Below are 22,578 nucleotides of genomic sequence, written 5' to 3' on the forward strand. Positions count from 1 at the left end.
CCTTCCCAGCTGACAAAATGCCCTCCGTCACGGCTATCTCCGGCTATGAGTGCAGGCCCGGCACTAAACGCCCATATTGCCGCGCGGGTTGCCTTTGTCGCGATCCTTCCAGCCGCGCACGAACTCGACCAGCGCATCGTCGCCGACCGGCAGATCGACCATCAGCGTCACCAGCTGGTCGCCCCGGCCGCCCTCCTTTTTGTGGAAACCACGTCCGCGCAGGCGGAGGACCTTGCCTGAGGTGGATCCAGCGGGAATCGTCAGCATCACCGCGCCCTCGACGGTGGGCACCCGCACCGAGGCGCCGAGCACCGCCTCGGACAGGCTGATCGGAAGATCGAGCCGGACATCGTCGCCATTGCGCGTGAAGAAGCGGTGCGGCTGGATATTGACGATCACGGTCCCGTCACCCGGGCCGCCCGGGCCGGGCTGGCCCTTGCCGGCGAGCCGCATCTGGGCGCCGCTTTCGAGACCCGCCGGCAGCTTCAGCTCGATCGGCTTGCCGTCTGCGAGGGTGATACGCTGCGGGCTGAGCGTGGCGGCATCCGCGAAGCTGACATTGAGCCGGTAGACGACGTTCGCGCCCTTGGGCTGCTGTTTCCTGCCGAAACCGCCAAAGCCGCCGAAACCGCCGCCACCGCGATTGCCGCCTGAAAACATGCCTTCGAAAATATCGCTGAGATCCGGACCATCCGCCTCGAACGGCGCGCCGCCCGGCCCCGGGCGATAGCCGCCCTGCCCGCCACCGCCGCCAAAGCCGAATGGCGACGCCGGATTGCCGTCGCCATCGATCTCGCCGCGATCGAAACGGGCGCGCTTGTCCTTGTCGGTCAGCAGATCATAGGCGTTCGTCACGGTGCTGAACCGCTCGCTCGCCTTCGGGTTATCCTTGTTGCGATCGGGATGGAGCTCCTTTGCGAGCTTCCGATACGCCTTCTTGATTTCGGCCTCGCTGGCGGTACGTGCCACGCCCAGCGTTGCATAAGGATCGGCCACTTTTTCCTCAGTCCTTCAGTTTCGTCCTGTTTGCGGGATTTGCGGAGCAAGCGCAAACCACAACCCCGGCCCATAGGGAAGGTAGTTACGCCACGACCTTCATCAATGGCGCGACGTCGACCGATACCTCCATCTTTTGTGCGCCCGAGCCGAGCACCACCCCGTCGATCGGCGCGATCTCGCCATAATCCCGGCCGATTGCCATGATGATATGGTCGCCCGCCATCCAGATGCCGTTGGTCGGATCGACCCCGACCCAGCCGAGATCGGGCCCGCACCACAACAGCACCCAGGCATGAGTGGCATCGGCGCCGACCAGTCGCGGCTGGCCGGGCGGCGGGATGGTGCGGATATAGCCCGAGGCATAGGCGGCAGGCAGACCTGCCGCGCGCAGGCCGGTGATCATGATCTGGGCGAAATCCTGGCAGACCCCGCCTCGCTTCATGAAGGCCTCATGCGGGGGCGTATCGACCAGAGTCGCCTCGGGATCGAACGCGAAATCGCGCTGGATGCGCCGGGCGAGTTCGATCGCCGCCTCGAGCACCGGCCGGTCGGGATGGAGATCCTCAGCACACCATGCGGCGATGTCATGATCGAGGGGGATCAAAGGTGATGGGAACAGGTAGTTGGTCGGCCCCGCCGGCGACGGGTCGCGACTGGCCCGCGCGGCTATCGCCACCTGGCCGAGCGTCGGGTCGCTGTCCGACGGCATCGGCACCGGCCGATCGACCACCACGCGGGAGACACTCTCGATGACGAGATGCCGCACCGGCTCCTCGATCACCAGCCGCACGACGTTGGCGAGCCCCGCCTCGGCACGCGCCGGGGCGGTGCGGCCGGAGGGCGAGATGGTCAGCCGGTAATCGATAAGGTCCTGACCGGACCAGTGGATCGGTTTCAGCCTCAGATTGCAGCGTGCGAATTTGACTGAACCGCCGTAGTCGAAGCGGGTGACGTGGCGGATATCGTAGATCATCGTCTCACCCCCTTCCCCTTCAGGGGAGGGGTTAGGGGGTGGGGGCGCGCGTCTGCGCGCTCAAAAGAACTGCTCCGCCAAGCTCGGAGCGCCGCGCAGGGGATCGACCCCTGCTCGCCGCTGCCCCACCCCCAACCCCTCCCCTGAAGGGGAGGGGCTTGAAAAAGATAAGGTGACCCCGTCACGCCAAAGTCAGCCCGCCCGCCCTGAGCGGTTCGGCGCCCTGGAGGAAATAGCGGCGTGCGACCGACTCTGACAATGCGAACAGTCGCCGTTCGAGATCGCCCAGGATGCTCTCGTCGATCGTCGCCGCGGTCGCTGTCGAGATGATCGACACGAGCGCTGTCGCATGCGCCTGTTGCGGCTCGTCCATGCCGTCATCGCCGAGCACCGGCAGCGCGCGCAGATGTTCGCAGATGCGCTCGATCTGGAAGGCGAGGGAGCGGGGATTGCCGGGATCGAGCGCGACGAGATCGACCACGGGCACCCGGGCCATGCCGGTCAGATAGCGCTGGCGATAGCTGATCTGGCTGTCGGCGAGATCGAGCAGGGTGGAAAGATCGTCGGTCGTCCCGTTCGGCATGCCGAACACACGCACGGCGCGCGTTACCATCATCGCGCGCTCGATGCGGCGGCCGAGATCGTGGAAGCGCCAGGCCGAAGTCCGCCCCATATGCTCGGCCGACAGGCCCGAAAGCGCGGCATAGCGGCGCTGGAGCGAGCCTGCGCGATCGAGCATGCCGCCTTTGGTTGGATAGGGCGCGTCGAGCAGGCGCACCATGTCAGCCGAGAGGCGGTCGCGCGAGCCCTGGCCGATGCCCCGGGCAAGCCGGTTGATCGCCCGCACGCTGTGCCAGCCGCCCTCGGCCGATTCCATCGCAGTGCGCGCGAACAGCGTGAGCTCAGCACGGCGCAGGCTCGCAGGATGCGGTGCCGCGCCGCCATTCACCACCAGGCCAACCAGCCGCCCGACCGTCTCCGGCGCGAGCGCGGCACCGGCATCGGCGTCGATCGAATTGCCGAGCATCACCCGGACAACGCTGAGCAGCGCCTCGCCGCGCTCGAGATAGCGGCCGAGCCAGAAGAAATTGTCGGCGACGCGGCTCGGCAATGTACCGGGGTTGCGGCGGACATGGATCGAATCACTCGGCGGCAGCAGCGAGACCGGCGCGACCGGCTCCGGCCCGTAGACCGCGACATCGGCCGACCAATTGCCCTCACCCATCACGCTGGCGCGCGAATCCGTATGCTCACCGATCCGCGCGAAGCCGCCGGGCATCACCGTCCAGCTGCCATCGGCGCCGCGCGCCGCGAAAACGCGCAGGGTGAAAGGCCGGGCGGCGAGGCCGGTGTCGGTGACAACCGGCATGGTCGAGAGCCGGGTGATCTCCTGCCCGACATAATCCTGCGGACGCAGCGCCAGGTCAGCGAACAGGGCGTCGCGCGCCGCGCCGGTGATGTCGGCGCCGTGGCGCGGGACGGTGCCCTGAAAACCGAGCGGCTCGACGCCAAAGGCCGGACCGATCAGCAATTGATCGAAATCCTCGACGACGCGGGCGCGCTCTTCGTCCTGGCCGCACCACCAGGTCGCGATATTGGGAAGCAGCAGGTCGCTGCCGATCAGCCGCGTCGCGAGTCGGGGCAGGAAGGCGCTGAAGGCAGGCGATTCGAGCACGCCGGCGCCGGGGATATTGGAGATGACGACATTCCCCGCCGCCATCGCATCGATCAGCCCCGGCACGCCGATGCCCGAATGCGAATCGAACGCGAGCGGATCGAGCAGGCGGGGATCGAGCCGGTTCCACAGCGCATCGACCCGCTTCAGCCCGCCGATAGTGCGGACATAGAGCTTGTCCTCGAGCGCGGCGAGATCGGCGCCCTCGACCAGCAGCAGCCCGAGATAGCGGGCGAGATGCGCCTGTTCGGCATAGCTCGCATTGTAGCGGCCGGGCGTCAGCAGGCCGATCCGCGGCTCGCTGCGGCGGCAAGCGGCGGCGAGGCCGTCGCGAAAGGCTGCGAAGAAGGGCGCATGGCGCTTGACGTTGAGGCGCGACTGCAGGCCGCCCAGCGTGCGCGAGATCGCCAGCCGGTTCTCGAGCGCATAGCCGGCGCCCGCAGGCGCACGGAGATGATCGGCAAGGACGCGCCACTCGCCAGTCGGGCCACGCCCGAGATCGACCGCGATGAAGTGGAGGTGGTGACCGCCGGGCGGCACCAGCCCGGCCATTGGTCTCAGGAAGAAGGGGCTGCCGCCGATCAGCGCCGCCGGAATAAGCCCGCGCTCGACCAGCCTCGCATCGCCGTAGAGATCGGCGAGGATCGTCTCCAGCAATTCGGCGCGCTGCTCGACGCCGGCGGCGATCCCCGCCCATTCATCCTCTTCGATCAGCAACGGTACCGGGGAGAGCGGCCAGGGCCGTTCCTCGCTTTCGCCGATGATCCGGAAACCCGTGCCGATATCCTCGGCATGCCGCTGCACGCGCTCGCGGGCGTGAGTCAGGTCGTCGCCGGCGACCGCTGCGAGCTCCTCGAACATCGCTGTCCAGGCCGGGTCCTTCGGGGCGGCACAGAGCACATCGCTCCTTTGCTCGCGCGCGCAGTAATCCGAGATCCAGCGCGCGGCATGGATCGACGGATCGAGCAGTGAAGGCGCGGGCTGGGTAGCCATCTACTAAAAGCCCCTCCCCTTCAGGGGAGGGGTTGGGGTGGGGGAGGTCGCGCGAGACGTCAACCAAGGCGCCTGAAACGCCTTTCGTCCCCCACCCCCAACCCCTCCCCTGAAGGGGAGGGGCTTAGATGCGCTTGCGCCCATCGTAACTTCCCCAGCAATGATGCAACCGACTCGACCACAATCCCTTCGCGCGTGCAACAAGCATCAAGTTTCAGGGATCAAAGATCGGGCAGCACCTGATCGGCAAATCCCCAGCCCGCGAGCGCCCGGCTATTGGCGCGTTCGAGCAGTTCGGCCGAATCGCGCACGCCCCAGCGGTGTGCGCTGTCGATATCGCGGAGCTCAGTCCAGGTCACCGGCGCGGCGACCGGGGCACCGGAGCGGGCGCGCGCAATATAGGGGAGCACCGCCGTCGCGCCGCGCTGATTGCGCAGATAATCGATGAAAATACGGCCCTTGCGCTTTGCCTTGGCCATGTTCGCCACGAAGCGATCGGGCTCGGCCTCGCCGAGCGCGCGGGCGAAGCGTTCGCAGAAATCCTTCACCGCCGGCCATTCTGCCTCAGGCTTCAGCGGCACCACGACATGGACGCCCTTCCCGCCCGACAGCATCGGGAAGCTGACCAGGCCAATCTCGGCGAGATGGTTCTTGATGTCCTCGGCGGCTTTCTTGACGAGATCGAAGCCGAGATCCTCATCCGGATCGAGATCGAACACCATGCGATCGGGTTTCTCGACATCGGCGACCGACGAGCCCCAGCCATGGAATTCGATGGTGCCCATCTGGACGCACATCACCAGCCCGTCGGCATCCTCGATATAGAGATAGGGCTCGACCGACCCGTCCTTCTCGCGGATCGGCACATGCTTCACATAGTCGCCGAAGGTGCCGGCATCATGCTTCTGGAAGAAGCAGCGCTTGGCCCGGCCCTGCGGGCAGCGGACCAGGCTGATCGGGCGGTTGGCGGCCCAGGGGAGCACGACCGGGGCCATGCGGGCGTAATAGTCGGCAAGGTCGCCCTTGGTGACGTCCGAATCGGGGAAGATCAGCCGGTCGCGACTGCTGACCTTCACATGGACCTCGGGCACCGGGGCGTCGTCTACCGGGATTGGTTTTTCCGCCACGACGTCCTTCGGGTCCTTGTCCTCACGCAGCCCGAGAAAGCTTGGGTGGCGCAGAACGCCGTCCGGCGTAGTCTCGGTGAAGGCGATTTCGGCGACCAGTTTCGGCGCCACCCAATGCGCGCCACGTACGGCCGCGCGCGGGGCCTTCACGGTCGGCTCCTTGCGTTCGAGCTTCGCCAGCTTCGCGCTCAGATCCATCATCGTGTCGGTGTCGAAGCCGGTGCCGACCTTGCCCGCATAATAAAATCCGTCGGGGCCGTTGAGACCGAGCAGCAGAGCGCGGAAGCCGCGAGACTTATCCGACGGCGTCCAGCCCACGATCACGAATTCCTGGCGCCTGATGCATTTGACCTTGAGCCAGTTCCTGGTGCGCTGCCCGCGATAGGGCGCATCGGCGAGCTTCGACACGATGCCTTCATAGCCTTCGCGGCACATGGTTTCGAAGAGCTGCTCGCCCGAGCCGATAATATGCTCGGCGAATTGGATGTGAGCCTCGGCGCCCTGGATCAGCGGGCGCAGGCGTTCCTTGCGCTGGATGTTGGGCAGATCGGCGATCTCCTCGCCATCCAGCTCCAGCAGGTCGAAGGCGAACAGGGTCATGTCGCCGCCATTGGCGATGGCGTCCTGCAGGGTGGAGAAGCTGGGCTTGCCATCCTTGAAGGCAACGACCTCGCCATCGATCAGCGCGCTGGCGACATTCAGGGTAGCGGCGGCTTCGGCGACGCCGGGGAATTTGTCGGTCCAGTCGAGGCCTGAGCGGCTGTAGATCTGCACCTTGCCGCCAGCGACCGCGACCAGCACGCGGTAGCCGTCATATTTCACCTCGTGCAGCCAGCGGCTGCCGCTGGGGACGCTGTCGACCAGGGTGGCGAGCTGGAAGTCGTGGAATTCGGGCAATCCTCCCCGGGACGGGGAGGGGGACCGCGAAGCGGTGGAGGGGCTTGGAGCGCGGCCACGTGGCCTCGCTCCAAGCCCCTCCACCACCGACCTGCGGTCGGCGGTCCCCCTCCCCGTTCCGGGGAGGATTTTTTTTGCCTTCTTGCCCTCCGCAATCTCAACCATCGTCCGCCCGGTCGCGACGCTGGTCAGCCCCGTCTCGACCAAGGTGTCCGTACCGCCGGCATATTCATCGTCGATCTTGCGCAGCAGCCAATTCTCGGCCTTCTCCTTGCCGCGCGGTTTCAGGCGGATCAGCAGCCATTCGCCCTTCATTCGCTCGCCATCGAGGACGAAATGGAGATGGCCCTTTTCCAGGTCCTTCGCGCTCTTGCCCTTGATCGGGGACCAGGTGCCGCGATCCCACAGCATCACCGTGCCGCCGCCATATTGGCCCGTGGGGATCGTGCCCTCGAAGGTGGCGTAAGACAGCGGATGATCCTCGGTGCGCACCGCGAGACGCTTCTCGTTCGGGTCGAGGCTCGGCCCGCGCGTGACGGCCCAGCTCTTCAGCACGCCGTCCAGCTCGAGCCGGAAATCCCAGTGGAGCCGGCTCGCATCATGCTTCTGCACCATGAAGCTGTTGCCATTGCCGGGCGCGAGCGTGCCGGCCGGCTCGGCGGTCTTCGCGAAATCGCGCTTCGCGTTATAGCGTTCGAGGGGATTGCGATCAGGCACGTTTCTTCGCCGCCGGCTTCTTCGCGGGCGCCGCCCGGGCGGGCGATTTCTTCGCCGCAGTCTTCCTGGTGGTCGTCACGCTCCTCTCCTGCGCGGGTGTCGCGCCCGGCCTCTCCATCGATTTCTTGAGCGCCGCCATCAGATCGACGACGTTCGAGCCGGAGCGGCCGGTGGGCTCGTCGCTGCTATCCTCGATGATCTTGCGGCCCTTGGCCTTGCGCTTGCGCTCGACCAGATCCTTCAGCGCGTCGACATAGCGGTCGTGGAACTCCTGGGGATGGAAGGGGCCGGTCTTCTTCTCGATCAGCGCCTCGGCCAGCTCCATCAGATCCTCGTCGGGTTTGGAATCCGGGATGTCGCGGAAATAGCCCTGCGCCTTGTTGACCTCATCGGCATAGCGCAGCGTCTCGAGCACCATGCCGCGCCCGCAAGGCTTCAGGCTCACCACATATTCGCGGCCGCGCATCGCGAGCTGGCCGAGCCCGACCTTGTTGGTCCGGCGCAGCGCCTCGCGCAGCACGATGAACGCCTCTTCAGCGAGATCATCGGCGGGCACCACGAAATAGGGCTTTTCGTAATAGAGCACGTCGATCTCGCTCGCATCGACGAACTGGGTGAGCTCGAGCGTCTTCTTCGATTCGAGCTTCACCGCATCGATTTCGTCCTGTTCGAGCAGGACGAACTCGCCCTTCTCATATTCGAAGCCCTTCATGATCTCGTCGGTATCGACCGGGCCGATGCCGGTAACCACCTTCTCGTAATGGATCGGCTTTCCGGTCGGCTCATGGATCTGCTTGAAGCTGATCTGGGCGCCGGATTTGGTGGCGGTGTAGATCTCGACCGGGATCGAGACGAGCGCCAGCCTGATCTGTCCTTGCCAATAGGCGCGTGCGGCCATTCGCGATTCCTTTGTTGCCCCGACTCCCCATGGGCCGATTCAATCCCTGGCCGGCTGAGTCGTTCCCTTGCTACGCAGCCTTGCGGGGGCGAGTCAGCGGCACATGCCGGATCACGAGCTGAGTCTTTACCTTGGTGCCGGCCTTCCGAACGGTGCGGCGGCGGAGCAGGGTGAGGCAGGCGATTCCCCCGATCAGAACCACCGCGAGGCCCAGCCCGAGCGCCGCGGAGTGGATCCGCGCGAAATCCGGGGTCGTCGTGTCGATACTCAGGTTGGTCGCGTCGTCGAGCGCCTTTACCTGGCGCTCATAATCGACTGCCGCGCTTCCCGGCAGCACCGTCGCTTTGCCGGTCAGGGTGAAATCCATGATCGCCTTGCCGCCTTCGTGCGAGGTGCTGGTGATCAGATCGAAGGCCGGGCCGTGACTGTCCTCGAGCTGCGGAAGGTCGATCGATCGCCCCGGCATGTCGAACACGATCCGGTGCGCGCGCTTGATCGTCCACGGCATCATGATCGGCGCCGAGCGCCCATCGGGATCGTCAATATCTCCATAAAGGTCGCGGATCGTATCCGCGACGACCTGGAGATTGGCAATCGTCTTCGCGTAATTCTTGGCGGTTTCCGGGATCAAATAGGATTCGCGGATAACCAGCCGGTTCGCGTCGCGATCATCGCTGACGACGATGTGCCCGGCTGCCATAACGCCCGGATACATGCCGCGATAATAATTGAGATAATCGCGCTCGATCTTGGCGATGCCTGAAGTCCCGATATCAGCGCGCTTGATATCGGCCTCGTCGGCGACGAAAGTCGTTTCAGTGTTCAGGGTGAGGCCACCCTTGCCATATGCGTAGGTATCAACGGCCGTCATGGTGTGGACAGCCGGCACCTGGTTCGGGATAGCGACCAGCCCCGTCTGGCCCGGCCGCAGCGGCAGCGCATAGCCATAGGGCAGTGAGGCGAGCGTGGCCATCGTGCCGCCCTGATAGGATTGAGTCGCATCGAACCAGCGATCCCGGCCGCCGATGCGCGCGAGGACAATCGCGTGATCGAACGCACCCGCGCTGGGCAGCAGGCTTGCAAGGCCAGGCCCTTCGTCAATATCGGTCAGCGCCGGCCAGGCCGGAATGCCGAGATGGCGAAGCGTGACGGCGAGCAACTGGCTCTTGTCCTTGCAGTCGCCGAAGCCGCTTCGGATGACCTCGGCAGGCGGCCGGGGGATGAAGCCGCCATCGCCGATCGACAGGCTGGTATAGCGGATTGAATCCTGAACCAGCCTGAGCGCGGCGATCGCACGCTTACCGGGATCGGCGCTTGCCGCTGCAATGGAGTCGAGCTTGCGGACATAAGCGTCCGGCAGCCGTTGATCGCCGGCGAAATGGCGGGCGGCCCAATCAGCCACGCCCGCCCAGCTGTCCATCGTGGAAATATCGATGAAGGGCCACACGTGAAACCAGGCCGGGGCGTGTTTGGGGCTGGCGATCGGCTCCACGTCGACGACGCGCCAGTCGCGTACAACGAGGCCATTGGCCACCGAGATCGCCGGCTGCGGCGATCCGGGCGACGGCCTGATCGCGAATTTCATGGTCGTCGGCGCAATGAGACGGAAACGCGTCAAGCCCACGGGGACTGACCAGCCCATAGCCGGCTGCGCGAAATACTGACCTGGCCAAGGGCTGGCGAAGCGCTGCCAGGTCCAGCCGATATCGACGATATCCCCGACCTGCACATCGTCGAGCCGGACAACCGCAGTGCGATCTCCGGTTATGATTCCGTCGTCGAGCGAGCCCTCGCGCCGCAATATGTCGATATGAGCCTCGGACGAACGGTCGATCATATGCCCGTCGCGCCAGATCGCGACGCGGTTGACCTGCAGCTTCTCGAAAGCGGGATCGAACTCGATCTGGGTTTGCGCCGCCTTTTCCAGCCCCGCGCGCTCGAGGACCTTGGTCAGCTGGCGACGAAAAGTCACGTCCTGTGCCCCGGTGATCCGGCTCTGGGTGTCGTACAGGAGATCGTAGATGCCGTCCTCCGCTGCCCGGAGTCGCGCCGGATTGACCTGCGGCGGTGCAAGCCATTCCACCCAGGCCGGGGCCGCCACACGCGTGATCTGTGGATCAGCGGCAGATGCGGGCCCAACCAGGACGAGCATGACGAGCGGCAGGCCAAGGCACAAAAGGCGGACCAAACGCCGCGACGCGCTGCGCAAAACGATGACGAACAACCGGAATTCCCCCTATTGGCCCCGTCGCGAGCATGCCGCACCCGGCGATGGCATTCCAGCCTTTTGCCGACGCTCCGCCATCGACACACGCGAACGCGGGTTCTAGATCGCCATCGTGACCGAGACTGACCCCTTCACGCTGTTCAACGCGTGGTTCGCCGAGGCCCGGGAGACCGAGCTCAACGACTCGAACGCGATGGCGCTTGCCACCGCTGATGCCGAGGGGCGGCCGGCGGTGCGGATGGTGCTGCTCAAAGGCCATGGGCCGGACGGGTTCGTCTTCTATACCAACCAGCAGAGCCGCAAGGCCGCCGACATCGTCGCCAACCCGCAGGCGGCCTTGCTCTTCCACTGGAAATCGCTGCGGCGGCAAATTCGGATCGAAGGCCCGCTTGGCGTGGTGAGCGATGCCGAGGCCGACGCCTATTTCGCCAGCCGCAGCCGCGATTCGCAGCTTGGCGCCTGGGCCTCGGACCAGTCGCGCCCGCTCGATTCGCGCGCGACGTTCGAGACGCGTTTCGTCGAGGTGCAGGCGCGTTTCGAAGGCGGCCCGGTGCCGCGGCCGCCGCACTGGGGCGGATACCGGCTGACGCCGACTCGAATCGAATTCTGGCAGGACCGCGAACACCGCCTCCACGAGCGCCGCCTGTTCGTACGCGACGGAGTCGGGTGGAGCGAAGGGTTGCTCTACCCGTGACCGAGGACCAGCGTCGCGCCATTCCCTATGTCGTGCGCGCCGCGCTCGCGAGCGTCGGCATGGCGTGTTTCCTGCTGCTGCTGAAGGGGTTTGCCGCCTGGCAGACTGCTTCGGTCGCGATGCTGGGCTCGCTGGCCGACACCGGGCTCGACCTGCTCGCCTCGCTCGTCACGCTCTACGGTGTGCGGCTCGCGGCGACGCCGGCCGACCATGATCACCGCTTCGGCCATGGCAAGGCTGAGGCGCTCGCGGCGCTGTTCCAGGTCATGCTGATCACCGCCTCCGCCGCCGGCATCGCCTGGCGCGCCGTCATGGCTCTTGGCAGTGCGGCGCCGACTCATGATGCGGAGCTCGGCATCGGCGTATCGGTCGCCGCGATCCTCGCGACCCTTGTGCTGCTCGCCTATCAGCGCCGCATCATCCGCCGCACCGGTTCCGTCGCGATCATGGCGGACAATGTCCATTATCAGTCCGATGTGCTGCTCAACGGATCGGTGATCATTGCCCTTGTGCTCGACCAACTTCTCGGGCTGCGTGGTGCCGATCCGCTGTTTGGTATCGTCATTGCGGCGTGGCTCGCCTTTGGTGCGTTCCGCGCGTCGAGCAACGCAATCGACCAGCTGATGGACAAGGAATGGCCTGAAGCGGAGCGCGCACGCTTCATCGAACTCGCGGCCCAGCATCCCGAGCTGCGCGGCATCCATGATTTCCGCACCCGCCGGTCCGGCAGCCATGATTTCGCGCAATTCCATATCTATGTCGCGCCCGAGATGACGATCGCCGAGGCGCATGTCGTGATGGATGCAGTCGAGGCGAAGATCCGCCAGCAATTCCCCAAGGTCGAAATCCTGATCCATCTCGATCCCGAAGGCCAGATCGACACCGACAATCCGCTGATCGAGGCGGATGTTACCCCGCATTGGTTCGGGAAGCGGATATGAGGCTAGCTTTCACCCAGATCGATGCGTTCGCCGCGCAACCGTTCGAGGGCAATCCGGCGGCGGTGATCCCGCTCACGGCGTGGCTCGACGACGCGACTCTCCAGGCGATCGGCGCAGAGAATAATCTGTCCGAAACCGCCTTCCTCGTCCCCGACGAAAGCGGTGCGGCTGACTTCGAGCTGCGCTGGTTCACACCCACCAGCGAGGTGGTGATGTGCGGCCACGCAACCCTGGCCAGCGGGCATTTCGTTCTGTCGAGCGATTCCAATCGGGAGAGGGTTCGCTTCCGCACGCGCAAGGCGGGCGTGCTCGAAGTGGCGCGCGTCGGCGAGGCTTACGAACTGGCGCTGCCCCCCTGGTGCCCCAGCCCGAAGCCGCTGCCGGAGATCGTCGCTGCGCTGGGGGTGACACATGTGGTCGAGACGCTCTGGCACCCGGCGCGGTACTGCGTGGTCGTTCTCGAAACCGCCGATCAGGTTCGCTCGCTCGAACCCGATTTCCGCGCGCTTGCCGCGCATGGCGATCTGCTGACGATCGTCACCGCGCCGGGCGACGAGACCGACATCATCACCCGCGCCTTCGCCCCCGGCGCTGGGATCAACGAGGATCCGGTGACCGGCTCGGCCCATGCCGTGATCGTGCCCTATTGGGCGAAGCGCCTGGGCCGCGACCAGCTGACCGCGTACCAGGCGAGCAAGCGCGGCGGCAGGCTGACGTGCCGCCTCGACGGCGAGCGCGTCATCCTGGGCGGCACCTGCATGACGGTGATCGAGGGGACCTTCTTCCTCTGATCCCACCGCGTGGTCAGATCGCTACCTCTCAGTGCGCGCTTTGGCTGACCGTCCGCATGTCCTGGAAATAGCTGGCCCGGCTCGGACGTAGATTGGAAAGTTCGAGCGGGCCGGGTGCGTCCCAGGCGCCTTCGGGGCGGATCGTCACCATCGGATCGTCACCGATACGGATGCGATCGGCGGCGGCGTCCCCGTTCAGCTCGATCTCGCGATATTCGACGTCGGCGAACTTGAACACGCCGCGATCCTCCATCGCGCGGAAGCCGAACATCCGCCAGAACGGCACCAGATCGATCCGCGAATGACCGTAAAAGCGGCGGAACCCCTTTTGCCGTGCCAGCGCCAGCGCTTCGCGCACCAGCCTGAAGGCAAGCCGGCTGCGGCGATATTCGCGCCGCACCGCGAGCCGCTCGACCTTCACGAAATCGCCGAAATAGCGCAGCCGGATGCAGCCCGCCGGATCGCCGTCGATAAAGCCGATCAGATGCGTCGCGCAAAAATCATTGCCGTCGAATTCCTCCGAATAGAGGCAGAACTGTTCGCTGATATAGGTCGCTGACCGAACCGCGAAGATCATCGCCATGTCGTCGAAGGAGCGCACTGGGCGCACCTCGATCTTGGGTGCGGGCGCCGGAATCGCTTTCCGCACAGGCGCCATCTGACCCTCGGGCAGCATCACCAGCAGCCAATCTGGCGCGCCGGGGTAAATCTGGTGAGCGGGCAGGAAGCCCATCGCAGCATTGAGGCGTTCGGCATGCGGCGTTACCGCCCGCGAGAACAGCGCGCAGCCGTCGGGCACCAGGTTCGAAAAAATCTCCGCCATCGCCGGAAGCGCGCGCGCCAGCCGGCCCGGGGTCCAGGTCATCCAGATATAGACGGCGGTTGGAATCTCGTGCTCGGCGACGATCCATTCAGGCTTCGGGTCGCGGCCGTTGAGGGTCCCGTCGAGCAGCCTCTCAGCGCCTTCCACCGACAGCGGCAGATAGGCGATCATCGTCGGTTCGTCACAATCGCTGACACCCTCGATCACCCGGATAATGGCGGGATTGCGCGCGCGCATCCGATTGACGGCGGCGAGCGGCGCAACCGGAAAGAGGCGGCCGGCCCTTTCGAGCACCGATTCGATTTCGGCGTCGGTCGCGACTCGCGAAACAGGAGGAATCGCCGCGCGCGCCAGTGTGCGCTCGACCTTTTCGGAAAAGCGCAACCGCCCGAAGCTATTGGAATTGCATGTGTGCAGCTCTGCTCGCATTTTACCACTCCGGCTGTTAAGGTTACACTCAGACAGGAGTGTAATGGCGAGCAAGCATCCGGCTGCGATCCAAAATCCAGATCATGGTGTTCCGCATTGGAACGCCACTCATGCCCGTACGCTCGTGCGCGACCTGGATTGGGACGATTTGCGGGCGCTCCTGTTGGTTACCGAGCATCAGAGTTTCCGTTCAGCTGCCGAAAGCTCGCGTCTCTCGCTTAACACGTTACGCAGACGAATCGAACGACTCGAAGACCGGATCGGGACCAAGCTGCTGGGACGATCACGAAGCGGCGTCGTCCCTACCGATATCGGCCTGATGCTCGCGCGTGCAGCACGCGAGATGGCGGGTGCCGCCCCATCGGTCGAAGGGGATGGCGAGGCGAACGTGCTGATCCATCCCGGCGAGCTCACGATCGGCTGCACCGAGGGGCTGGGCAGCCTCTGGCTGACGCCGCGTCTCAGCGGTCTTTTCCCGCAGCTCTCCGACCTGACCGTCTCGCTTCAGCTCGATTATGATGTCGCCCGCGACCGTAGCGACCGAGTCGATGTCGGCATCGCCTTCGACGCGCCACAACGCCCCGATCTCGTGCGGGCGCGGCTCGCGACGATCCATTATTCGCTGTTCGCGTCAGAGGCCTATATCCGCCGCAAGGGCCTGTTGACCTCGCTGGACCAGTTCCGCGATCACCACTTCGTCGAACAAAGCGGGCCGGGGCTCAACCCTGGGCTCATCAAGTTCCTGGTGGGTTCGGAATGGCCCGACGATTTCATGCCGATGCGATCGAATTCGGGGCTGTCGGTGTTCTGGGCGGTGGTCAACGGTGCCGGCATCGCCGCGCTGCCGACCTATCTGCGTTCGATATCGAAGAACATCATCCCGCTCGACGTGCCACTGCCGATGCGGTTCGACCTCTGGTATTATTATCATGCCGAGGCGCGGCATTCACCGGCAGTGCGGGCGACCATCGACTGGCTGAAGGCCGCGTTCGACCCCGTGCAACATCCGTGGTTCGCGGATAATTTCGTTCATCCGCGCGATTTCGAGCGCGAGCGGGCCGGCAAGGTCGTTCCGTTGTTCGAAGGCCTGCTCGAGCCACGCGGATAGGGCTTCGGCCGTCGGCGCTGCCCTCCCAGGGCGTAGATTGATTCAAAGACGGTTCGAATCGTCGCAATGTGCAAGCCGGACGGAGTGTAAAACTTCGGCTCGGCTCTTTCACATGACGGTCGAAACCTCGGTGCTTCGGCTTGCCCTGTTCTTTCCCTGTTAATCGCCCAGAAACAGGGAAAATCCGGCCCAGCAGCCTACTCTCGCGAATAGGCCCGCCGGCCTGAGACAAAGCTGTGGGCGACCGCCCGATCGTCGCCCAATATCTGAAAAGCGAACAGGCGGTCCCGCAATGTCGCACCGGCAGTCCGCCGCGCGAGCAGCGGGGTGGCGGCGCAGTCAAGCACGATGAAGTCCGCCTCCTGCCCCGATTGCAGCCCGCCGATCCGATCGCCCAGCCCAAGCGTCCGCGCGCCGCCCGCGGTGGCGAGATGCAGCGCCCGGAACGGATCGAGGCTGGCGCCGCGCATCTGCCCGACCTTGTACGCCTCGCCGAGCGTCGCCAGCATCGAGAAGCTGGTTCCCGCACCAACATCGGTCCCGATGCCGACCTTCACGCCGTGCGCATCGGCGCGGGCGAGATCGAACAGGCCTGATCCGAGAAACAGGTTGCTCGTCGGGCAAAAGGAGATCGAAGCGCCTGCCTCGCCCATGCGAGCCAGCGCGCGGTCATCCATATGGATGCAATGCGCGAAGACCGAGCGCGGGCCGACCAATCCGAACCGGTCATAGACATCGAGATAATCGCGGGCGCTGGAGAAGCGCGCGGCAACGGCGGCGATCTCGTCATGATTCTCGGCGAGATGCGTGTGCATCAATATGTCAGGATGCGCGGCAAGCAGGGTCCCCGCGCCGGCCAGCTGCGCATCGGAAGAGGTGAGCGCGAATCTCGGCGTCACCGCATAACCAAGTCGGCCACGCCCGCGCCACTTCGCAATCAACGCTTCAGTCTCGGCGCGCCCGCTTTCGACGCTGTCGTGGAGCGTCTCCGGCCCCAGATCCATCAGCACCTTGCCGGAGACAATCCGCATATTCCGTGCCAGCGCTGCCTCGAACAGGGCATCGACTGACTGGGCATGGACGGTCGCGAAGACCAGCGCGCTCGTGGTGCCGTTGCGCAGGAGTTCGTCGAGGAAGAAGCTGGCGACCCGATCGGCATGGCCGCGATCGGCAAAAGCGGCCTCGGCCGGGAAGATGTGATGCTCGAGCCATTCAAGCAGCTGGCTGCCATAAGCCGCGATACGATCGGTCTGCGGATAATGGATATGCGTGTCCACGAAACCGGGCACGATCAGGCCCGGCACATGCTCGACCGGAATGTCGGCGAAACGCGCTGCGAGATCGGCATGATCGCCGAATGCGACCACGATGCCATCCTCGATCACGAGCAGGCCGTCGGCATGGTGCCGGATTGCCGTGTCGCCGAACTGCGCCGGGTCCTCCGGAACGCTCAGCAACTCGGCGCGGAAAGCGGTCAGGCTCATGGCGCGATCGTCAGCAGCTGGGCAAGGGTCGCGACGGCGATCACCGCAGGCTCCTTGCCGGTGATGCCGGGCAGGCCGATCGGGCAGGTCAGGCGATCATGATCGATCCCGTCCGCCTGCAGCCGCGAGATGAAGCGCGCACGCTTGGTCCGCGAGCCGATCAGGCCGACAAACGCTGCTTGGCCGGATAGTGCCGCGGCGGACAGGCGATAGTCGAAGGCGTGGTCGTGCGTGAGGATAAGGATGGCCGAATCCGGCGAGGCCTCGGCGGCGCAGGCGACCATCGCATCCTCGGTTTCCAGCATCACGCCGGGCGTTTCGGCCATATCGGGGCGGTTGTCGAACCAGACGAGATGGAAAGGCAGGCCGGGCAGCCGCGAGGCGATCGCGCGCCCGACATGGCCCGCGCCGAACAGGATCAGCGGCGCACCGATGGTTTCGACGGGCTCGAGGAATTCGGCTCCGGCTTCAAGCAACGGTCCTCGCGCAACCAACGTTCTCCGGCCTTCGCCGGTGAAGGTCTTACGAGTGACAGCATTCGTGCCGATCATCGCGACAACTGTCTCGCCATTCCTGAACGCCTCGATCCAGCCACTCGCATCCGCGTCAAGCCGCTCGACCAACAGCCGCACCCGGCCGCCGCAGCATTGGCCGAGCAGCGGTCCGAGCGGATAATCCTGAACCCGCCAGCTGCCCGGCGGAAGATCGAGGATCGCGCGCGCCTGCTCGGCGACGCGATATTCGAGCGCGCCGCCGCCGATCGTGCCGTGGAGCGCATCGGCGGTGACAACCATCCGCGCACCGGCACCGCGCGGCGCCGAGCCTTCAGTCGCGAGGATCGTCACCAGTGCGGTCGGTTCTCGTGCCGGGGCCGCCCGTGCCATATTGGCCCAGTCAGTCATCACGCCCTTTCAGCTCTTCGATCGCGGCAAGGAGCCGCTCCGGCGTCGCTGGTGCGTCGAGCTTCGGCAGGCCTTTGCCCGGCGCGGCCGCAGCCACGGCCTGAGTCAGTGCGGAGAAGACCGAGATGGCGAGCATGAAGGGCGGCTCGCCGACCGCCTTTGAGCGGTGGATCGTCGCCTCGACATTCTGTCCGCGTTCCCAGAGCTGTATGTCCATGCGGCGCGGCCGGTCGCTCGCGGTCGGGATCTTGTAGGTCGAGGGGGCGTGGGTGAGCAGCCGCCCGCGCGCGTCGTAAACAAGCTCCTCGGTCGTCAGCCAGCCCATCCCCTGGACGAAGCCGCCCTCGACCTGACCGAGATCGATCGCCGGATTGAGCGAGTGGCCGACGTCATGGAGGATATCGACCGCAAGCACCCGGTGCTCGCCGGTGAGCGTATCGATCACGACCTCCGACAGCGCGGCGCCGTAAGCGAAATAGAGGAAGGGCCGGCCGCTATGGGTCGTCCGATCATACTCGATCTTCGGCGTCGCATAGAAGCCGGTCGAGGAGAGCGAGATGCGGCCGAGATGCGCCATCCGACACAAGGTCTCGAAGGGTATGAGCTCGCCATTGGCGACGACGCCATCAGGTGTGAAGTGCACCGCGTCGGCGGTGCCACCGAACCTCGCTGCGGCGAAATCGGCCAAGCGCGCGCGAATCTGCTCTGCGGCATTGAACGCTGCCATACCGTTCAGGTCAGCACCCGAGGATGCTGCAGTCGCAGACGTATTGGGCACCTTGTCGGTCCGGGTCGCGGTCACACGCACCCGGTCGATCGGCACGGCGAAGACATCGGCGACGATCTGCGCGACCTTCACCATCAGGCCCTGGCCCATTTCGGTGCCGCCATGGTTGAGCTGGATCGAGCCATCGGCATGAAGCAGCACCAGCGCACCGGCCTGGTTGAGATGCGTGGTCGTGAAGCTGATGCCGAACTTGACGGGGGTCAGCGCGAGCCCCTTTTTCAGCACCCGGTGGCTGGCGTTGAACGCTGCCACCGCCGCGCGGCGCGCGTCATAGTCGGTCCGCTCGGCCAGTTCCTCGATCAGCTCCGGCGCGACATTGTCCTCGACGCGCATATGGTAGGGCGTGATGTCCCGGTCCGGCGCGTAGAGATTGGCCCAGCGCACCGCGAGCGGATCAAGCCCGCGCGCGCCGGCGATGGCGTCCATCACCCGCTCGATCGCCATCATGCCCTGCGGCCCGCCGAAACCGCGAAACGCCGTATTGGAAACAGTATGGGTCTTCAGCCGGTGGCTGACGATCTCGACCGCCGGCAACCAGTAGCAATTATCGGCGTGGAACATCGCCCGGTCATTGATTGCCGAGGACAGATCCGCAGTCGCGCCGCAGCGCGAGGCGAGTTCGATCCTGATCCCCTGGATTCGCCCCGCATCGTCGAAACCGACATCATAGCGGACCGCGAATTCGTGGCGCTTGCCGGTCATCGCCATGTCGTCGTCGCGGTCGGCGCGGATCTTGGCCGGCCGGCCCGTCTTCGCTGTGACCAGCGCGCAGGCGACGGCATAGGCTGCAGCCTGGGTCTCCTTGCCGCCGAACGCGCCGCCCATGCGGCGCACCTCGACCGTTACATCGGCATGGGAAAGCTTCAGCACCTTGGCGATGAGATGCTGCACCTCGCTTGGATGCTGAGTCGAGGAGAGGACATGCAGCTGGCCACCCTCGCCCGGCGTCGCAAGCGCTGCCTGACCCTCGAGGTAGAAATGCTCCTGGCCGCCCATCTCCAGCGCGCCGGTCAGCCGGTGTGGCGCGGCGGCGAGCGCTGCGACGGCATCGCCGCGCGCCATGAACTGAGTGTCCTCGATCGCCGATCCCGCCACCAGCGCCTGCTTGATCGTCACCAGCGCTGGCAGTGGCTCGACCTCGGCCTTGCCCAGCCGCGCCGCCCGCCGTGCCGCGCCGACACTGGTGGCGGCGACGACGAACAGGGGCTGGCCGGGGTAGAGGATCTCGCTCTCGGCGAAGAGCTTGTCGTCGCCCTTGACCGGGCTCACATCGTTGACGCCCGGGATATCGGCGGCAGTCAGCACCGTGACCACGCCCGGCGCGGCGCGGACTGCGTCGAGATCGAGCGAGAGTAGTTTTGCATGGCCATCGGTCGCCAAACCAAAGGCGAGATGGAGCAGGCCGGGTGCCTCGGGCGTGTCATCGACATAGCGCGCCTGGCCGGCAACATGCTCGACCGCACTGTCATGGCGAAGCGGCTGGTTGACCGCACCGGCCCGGCGGAGATCGACGTCAGCCATCGGAGAGCGCCTCGCTCAACACGCTGACCGGCTCCTCCGGGTTCGCATAGTGCGCCCATAAGCGGCGCAACAAATTGCCGGCAACCGCCTGCCGATAGGCACTGGAACCGCGCACGTCCGTCAGCGGTGTGTAATCCTGTGCCAGCGCCTGCACTGCAGCGTCGATCGTCGCCTCTGACCAGTTTTGGCCAATCAATGCAGCCTCGCAAGCTGACGCCCGCGCTGGGATGCCGGCCATGCCGCCAAAAGCGATCCGGGCGGTTGTCACCTGCCCGTCCACGACGGTGATCGCAAAGGCCCCGCACACCGCCGATATGTCGCTGTCGAACCGCTTCGACAGCTTGACGATGCTGACGATCGTGTCGGGCGCCGGGCGCGGGACGTAGATGCTTTCGACGAACTCGCCGGGCGCGCGATCCTGCACGCCATAGCTTTTGAAGAAGCTTTCGAGCGGCATCGTCCGCCGCGCACCGCCGCGTCGGAGGGTAAGCGTGGCGCCAAGGGCAATCAGCGCCGGCGGCATGTCGCCGATCGGCGAGCCATTGGCGATATTGCCGGCGATCGTGCCGGCATTGCGGACCTGCAGCCCGCCGATGCGGCGGACCAGCTCGCCGAGATCGGGATGCAGCCGGGCGAGCGCCGCCTTAGCCTCCGAATAGCGAACACCCGCGCCGAGGGTGAGGCCGCGTTCATCCTCCTCGATCGTCTTGAGATCGGCGACGTCGCTGATGAAGATCACAGTCCCGAGATCGCGGTGCTGTTTGGTGACCCACAGCCCAACATCAGTCGCACCCGCGACGATCCTGGCGTCAGGATGCTCGATCAGCAGTGCGGCCAGATCGTCGGAGGCGCGCGGCGCAAACCAGCCTTCGCCCCGCGCCGCGCTCGATATCCCGCGTAGCGCGGTCGCGATGGCGCTGTCGTCCGTGGCGGCTGGCGACACCGCTTCGCCCGCATCGAGGATCGGGCCATAGCCGGTGCAACGGCAGAGATTGCCGGCGATCACATCAGCGACCGACTCACCGTCGGTGCCGAGCGCGCCGATGCTGCGGCCATAGAGCGACATGACGAAACCCGGCGTGCAGAAGCCGCATTGCGATCCGTGGCGCTCGACCATCTCGCGCTGCACAGGGTGAAGCGTGCCGCCCGCCGACAGGCTCTCGACGGTGCGGAGCGCCTTGCCGTGGAGCATCGGCACGAAAAGGATACAGGCGTTGACGGCGCGCCAGGCGACCCGGTCGCCGTCCAGTTCGCCGAGCAGCACCGTGCACGCCCCGCAATCGCCCTCGGCGCAACCTTCCTTGGTGCCGGTGCGGCGCAGATCGTAGCGGAGCAGATCGAGCACGCTGGCGGTGGCGGCCGCTTCGCGCTCGATCACGGCACCGTCGAGGACGAAGCGAATCATCGCGGCGTCCCCGCTGCGATCCAGGCGCCGAGCTTCTGGCGCTCGGCCTTGGTCATGCCGGTGGTGTTGCCCAGCGGCATGATCTCGGCATCGACCGCCACCGTCTTGATCCGCGGCGACGCGGCGCGGACATGCTCGTAGCTATCCAGCAGCACACCGAGCGGCGGCGCGGTGAAAGCGGCATTGGTGGGGTGGGGACTGTGGCAGCCCGCGCAATGCGTCGCCAATATCGGCTGGATGTCGGCAAAAGCGGGAGTCTGCTCAGCCGTCGAAGCAGGTGCACTGCCGCTCTTCTCCAGCGACACATAGGACACGCTGGCAAAGGCGAGGGCCGCTGCCAGTGCCATGGCCGGCCCTGTCGTCTGCCCGCGATGGCGCAGATTGAACACATGACGGACGGCCACGCCGGTCAGCCCGAGCAATGCGAGCACCAACCATGGCCGCTCGGCGCCATAGGTCATCGGGTAATGGTTGCTGATCATGATGAACAGCACCGGCAGCGTCATGTAATTATTGTGGAGCGAGCGCTGCTTGGCCGCCTTGCCGAGAGCGGGGTCGGGCGTGCGGCCGGCGATGAGATCGGCGACCACTTTGCGCTGATTGGGAATGATGACGAAAAACACGTTGCCGACCATCACCGAGCCGATGATCCCGCCAATATGCATATAGGCCGCGCGCGCGTTGAACAGGCGATCGAGCAGGATCGCCGCACCGACGAGAAAGCCGAACCACACCACCCCGAGCAGGCGGTTATCCTTCCCCAAGGGCGATCGGCACAGCAGGTCGTAGAAGAGCCAGCCGACCACCAAGGCCGCGAGGCCGATGGCGATCGCCTCGGCAGGGCTGAGCGCAGCCTTGGCCGGATCGATCAGGAAGTTCTGAGCGCCGACATAATAGATCAGCACCAGCAGCGAGAAGCCGCTGATCCAGGTGAAATAAGCCTCCCATTTGAACCAGTGCAGCCGATCCGGCATCTGGGCGGGCGCGACCTGGTATTTCTGGTTGTGATAAAAGCCGCCGCCATGCACCGCCCAGAGCTCGCCCGAGGCTTCGCCCGAGGCCGGCGCCGTCAGGTGATTATCGAGCCAGATGAAATAGAAGGACGAGCCGATCCAGGCGATCCCCGCCGTCAGATGCAGCCATCTGATCGCCAGATTGAGCCATTCGGCAAGGTCGATCGTCATGGG

General features: G+C 65.6%; 16 protein-coding genes. 4 read left to right on the plus strand and 12 right to left on the minus strand.

What is annotated here, in order from left to right:
• Window positions 1-63: 63 nt before the first annotated feature.
• From AC1DVS_RS00400 to AC1DVS_RS00425, 6 genes are all read right to left on the minus strand, one after another.
• Window positions 64-996, minus strand: coding sequence for a DnaJ C-terminal domain-containing protein (locus AC1DVS_RS00400; protein WP_478019254.1), 933 nt, complete (start codon window positions 994-996; stop codon window positions 64-66).
• Window positions 997-1,081: 85 nt separating this feature from the next.
• Window positions 1,082-1,972 (minus strand): transglutaminase family protein, encoded by an 891-nt coding sequence (locus AC1DVS_RS00405; protein WP_478019256.1) that lies wholly within the window; start codon window positions 1,970-1,972, stop codon window positions 1,082-1,084.
• Window positions 1,973-2,153: 181 nt separating this feature from the next.
• Window positions 2,154-4,640, minus strand: coding sequence for a circularly permuted type 2 ATP-grasp protein (locus tag AC1DVS_RS00410; RefSeq protein WP_478019257.1), 2,487 nt, complete (start codon window positions 4,638-4,640; stop codon window positions 2,154-2,156).
• 221 nt (window positions 4,641-4,861) lie between these two features.
• Window positions 4,862-7,381, minus strand: coding sequence for a DNA ligase D (gene ligD / locus AC1DVS_RS00415; RefSeq protein ID WP_478019259.1), 2,520 nt, complete (start codon window positions 7,379-7,381; stop codon window positions 4,862-4,864).
• Entirely contained in the window at window positions 7,374-8,279 is a 906-nt protein-coding gene (gene ku, locus AC1DVS_RS00420) for a non-homologous end joining protein Ku (RefSeq protein WP_478019261.1), read from the minus strand. Before ku ends, ligD begins: the two co-directional genes overlap by 8 nt.
• Window positions 8,280-8,349: 70 nt before the next feature.
• Window positions 8,350-10,503 (minus strand): DUF3857 domain-containing transglutaminase family protein, encoded by a 2,154-nt coding sequence (locus AC1DVS_RS00425; RefSeq protein WP_478019263.1) that lies wholly within the window; start codon window positions 10,501-10,503, stop codon window positions 8,350-8,352.
• A gap of 115 nt (window positions 10,504-10,618) precedes the next feature.
• On the opposite strand from AC1DVS_RS00425, the gene pdxH reads away from it, so the two are divergent.
• Genes pdxH through AC1DVS_RS00440 form a run of 3 tightly spaced genes read left to right on the plus strand, consistent with a single transcriptional unit; the run spans window position 10,619 to window position 12,932 of the window.
• Window positions 10,619-11,200, plus strand: coding sequence for a pyridoxamine 5'-phosphate oxidase (pdxH, locus tag AC1DVS_RS00430; protein WP_478019265.1), 582 nt, complete (start codon window positions 10,619-10,621; stop codon window positions 11,198-11,200).
• Window positions 11,197-12,141 (plus strand): cation diffusion facilitator family transporter, encoded by a 945-nt coding sequence (locus AC1DVS_RS00435; protein ID WP_478019267.1) that lies wholly within the window; start codon window positions 11,197-11,199, stop codon window positions 12,139-12,141. Before pdxH ends, AC1DVS_RS00435 begins: the two co-directional genes overlap by 4 nt.
• A complete protein-coding gene (locus AC1DVS_RS00440) occupies window positions 12,138-12,932 on the plus strand; it encodes a PhzF family phenazine biosynthesis protein (RefSeq protein ID WP_478019269.1) in 795 nt (264 codons plus the stop codon). The genes AC1DVS_RS00435 and AC1DVS_RS00440 overlap by 4 nt, the downstream gene beginning before the upstream one ends.
• Before the next feature lie 28 nt (window positions 12,933-12,960).
• Here AC1DVS_RS00440 and AC1DVS_RS00445 read toward each other — a convergent pair whose 3' ends face one another.
• Window positions 12,961-14,139: a GNAT family N-acetyltransferase gene (locus AC1DVS_RS00445; protein WP_478019271.1), complete on the minus strand. Its 1,179-nt coding sequence runs from the start codon at window positions 14,137-14,139 to the stop codon at window positions 12,961-12,963.
• A gap of 88 nt (window positions 14,140-14,227) precedes the next feature.
• Here AC1DVS_RS00445 and AC1DVS_RS00450 point away from each other — a divergent pair, with 88 nt between their 5' ends.
• Window positions 14,228-15,292, plus strand: coding sequence for a LysR family transcriptional regulator (locus AC1DVS_RS00450; RefSeq protein ID WP_478019273.1), 1,065 nt, complete (start codon window positions 14,228-14,230; stop codon window positions 15,290-15,292).
• Window positions 15,293-15,489: 197 nt separating this feature from the next.
• Here the strand turns inward: AC1DVS_RS00450 and guaD are convergent, their stop codons facing one another.
• From guaD to AC1DVS_RS00475, 5 genes are read right to left on the minus strand one after another with little or no spacing between them, the layout of a single operon-like run.
• Window positions 15,490-16,776 (minus strand): guanine deaminase, encoded by a 1,287-nt coding sequence (gene guaD / locus AC1DVS_RS00455; protein ID WP_478019274.1) that lies wholly within the window; start codon window positions 16,774-16,776, stop codon window positions 15,490-15,492.
• Complete coding sequence (xdhC, locus tag AC1DVS_RS00460) at window positions 16,773-17,678, minus strand: xanthine dehydrogenase accessory protein XdhC (RefSeq protein ID WP_478021183.1); 906 nt, start codon at window positions 17,676-17,678, stop codon at window positions 16,773-16,775. The genes guaD and xdhC overlap by 4 nt, the downstream gene beginning before the upstream one ends.
• Complete coding sequence (xdhB, locus tag AC1DVS_RS00465; RefSeq protein ID WP_478019276.1) at window positions 17,671-19,986, minus strand: xanthine dehydrogenase molybdopterin binding subunit; 2,316 nt, start codon at window positions 19,984-19,986, stop codon at window positions 17,671-17,673. Before xdhB ends, xdhC begins: the two co-directional genes overlap by 8 nt.
• Window positions 19,979-21,391, minus strand: a complete 1,413-nt coding sequence (xdhA, locus tag AC1DVS_RS00470; protein ID WP_478019278.1) for a xanthine dehydrogenase small subunit — start codon at window positions 21,389-21,391, stop codon at window positions 19,979-19,981. Before xdhA ends, xdhB begins: the two co-directional genes overlap by 8 nt.
• Window positions 21,388-22,575, minus strand: coding sequence for a urate hydroxylase PuuD (locus AC1DVS_RS00475; protein ID WP_478019280.1), 1,188 nt, complete (start codon window positions 22,573-22,575; stop codon window positions 21,388-21,390). Before AC1DVS_RS00475 ends, xdhA begins: the two co-directional genes overlap by 4 nt.
• Window positions 22,576-22,578: the final 3 nt, after the last annotated feature.

The organism is Sphingomonas sp. P3_C5 (genome assembly GCF_056402635.1).

Excerpts from the sequence above, each read along its gene's own strand:
- AC1DVS_RS00475 (WP_478019280.1), bottom strand. The coding sequence starts at position 22,575 with ATGACGATCGACCTTGCCGAATGGCTCAATCTGGCGATCAGATGGCTG.
- xdhA (WP_478019278.1), bottom strand. The coding sequence starts at position 21,391 with ATGATTCGCTTCGTCCTCGACGGTGCCGTGATCGAGCGCGAAGCGGCC.
- ku (WP_478019261.1), bottom strand. The coding sequence starts at position 8,279 with ATGGCCGCACGCGCCTATTGGCAAGGACAGATCAGGCTGGCGCTCGTC.
- xdhC (WP_478021183.1), bottom strand. The coding sequence starts at position 17,678 with ATGACTGACTGGGCCAATATGGCACGGGCGGCCCCGGCACGAGAACCG.
- AC1DVS_RS00405 (WP_478019256.1), bottom strand. The coding sequence starts at position 1,972 with ATGATCTACGATATCCGCCACGTCACCCGCTTCGACTACGGCGGTTCA.
- guaD (WP_478019274.1), bottom strand. The coding sequence starts at position 16,776 with ATGAGCCTGACCGCTTTCCGCGCCGAGTTGCTGAGCGTTCCGGAGGAC.
- AC1DVS_RS00440 (WP_478019269.1), top strand. The coding sequence starts at position 12,138 with ATGAGGCTAGCTTTCACCCAGATCGATGCGTTCGCCGCGCAACCGTTC.
- AC1DVS_RS00410 (WP_478019257.1), bottom strand. The coding sequence starts at position 4,640 with ATGGCTACCCAGCCCGCGCCTTCACTGCTCGATCCGTCGATCCATGCC.
- xdhB (WP_478019276.1), bottom strand. The coding sequence starts at position 19,986 with ATGGCTGACGTCGATCTCCGCCGGGCCGGTGCGGTCAACCAGCCGCTT.
- AC1DVS_RS00450 (WP_478019273.1), top strand. The coding sequence starts at position 14,228 with ATGGCGAGCAAGCATCCGGCTGCGATCCAAAATCCAGATCATGGTGTT.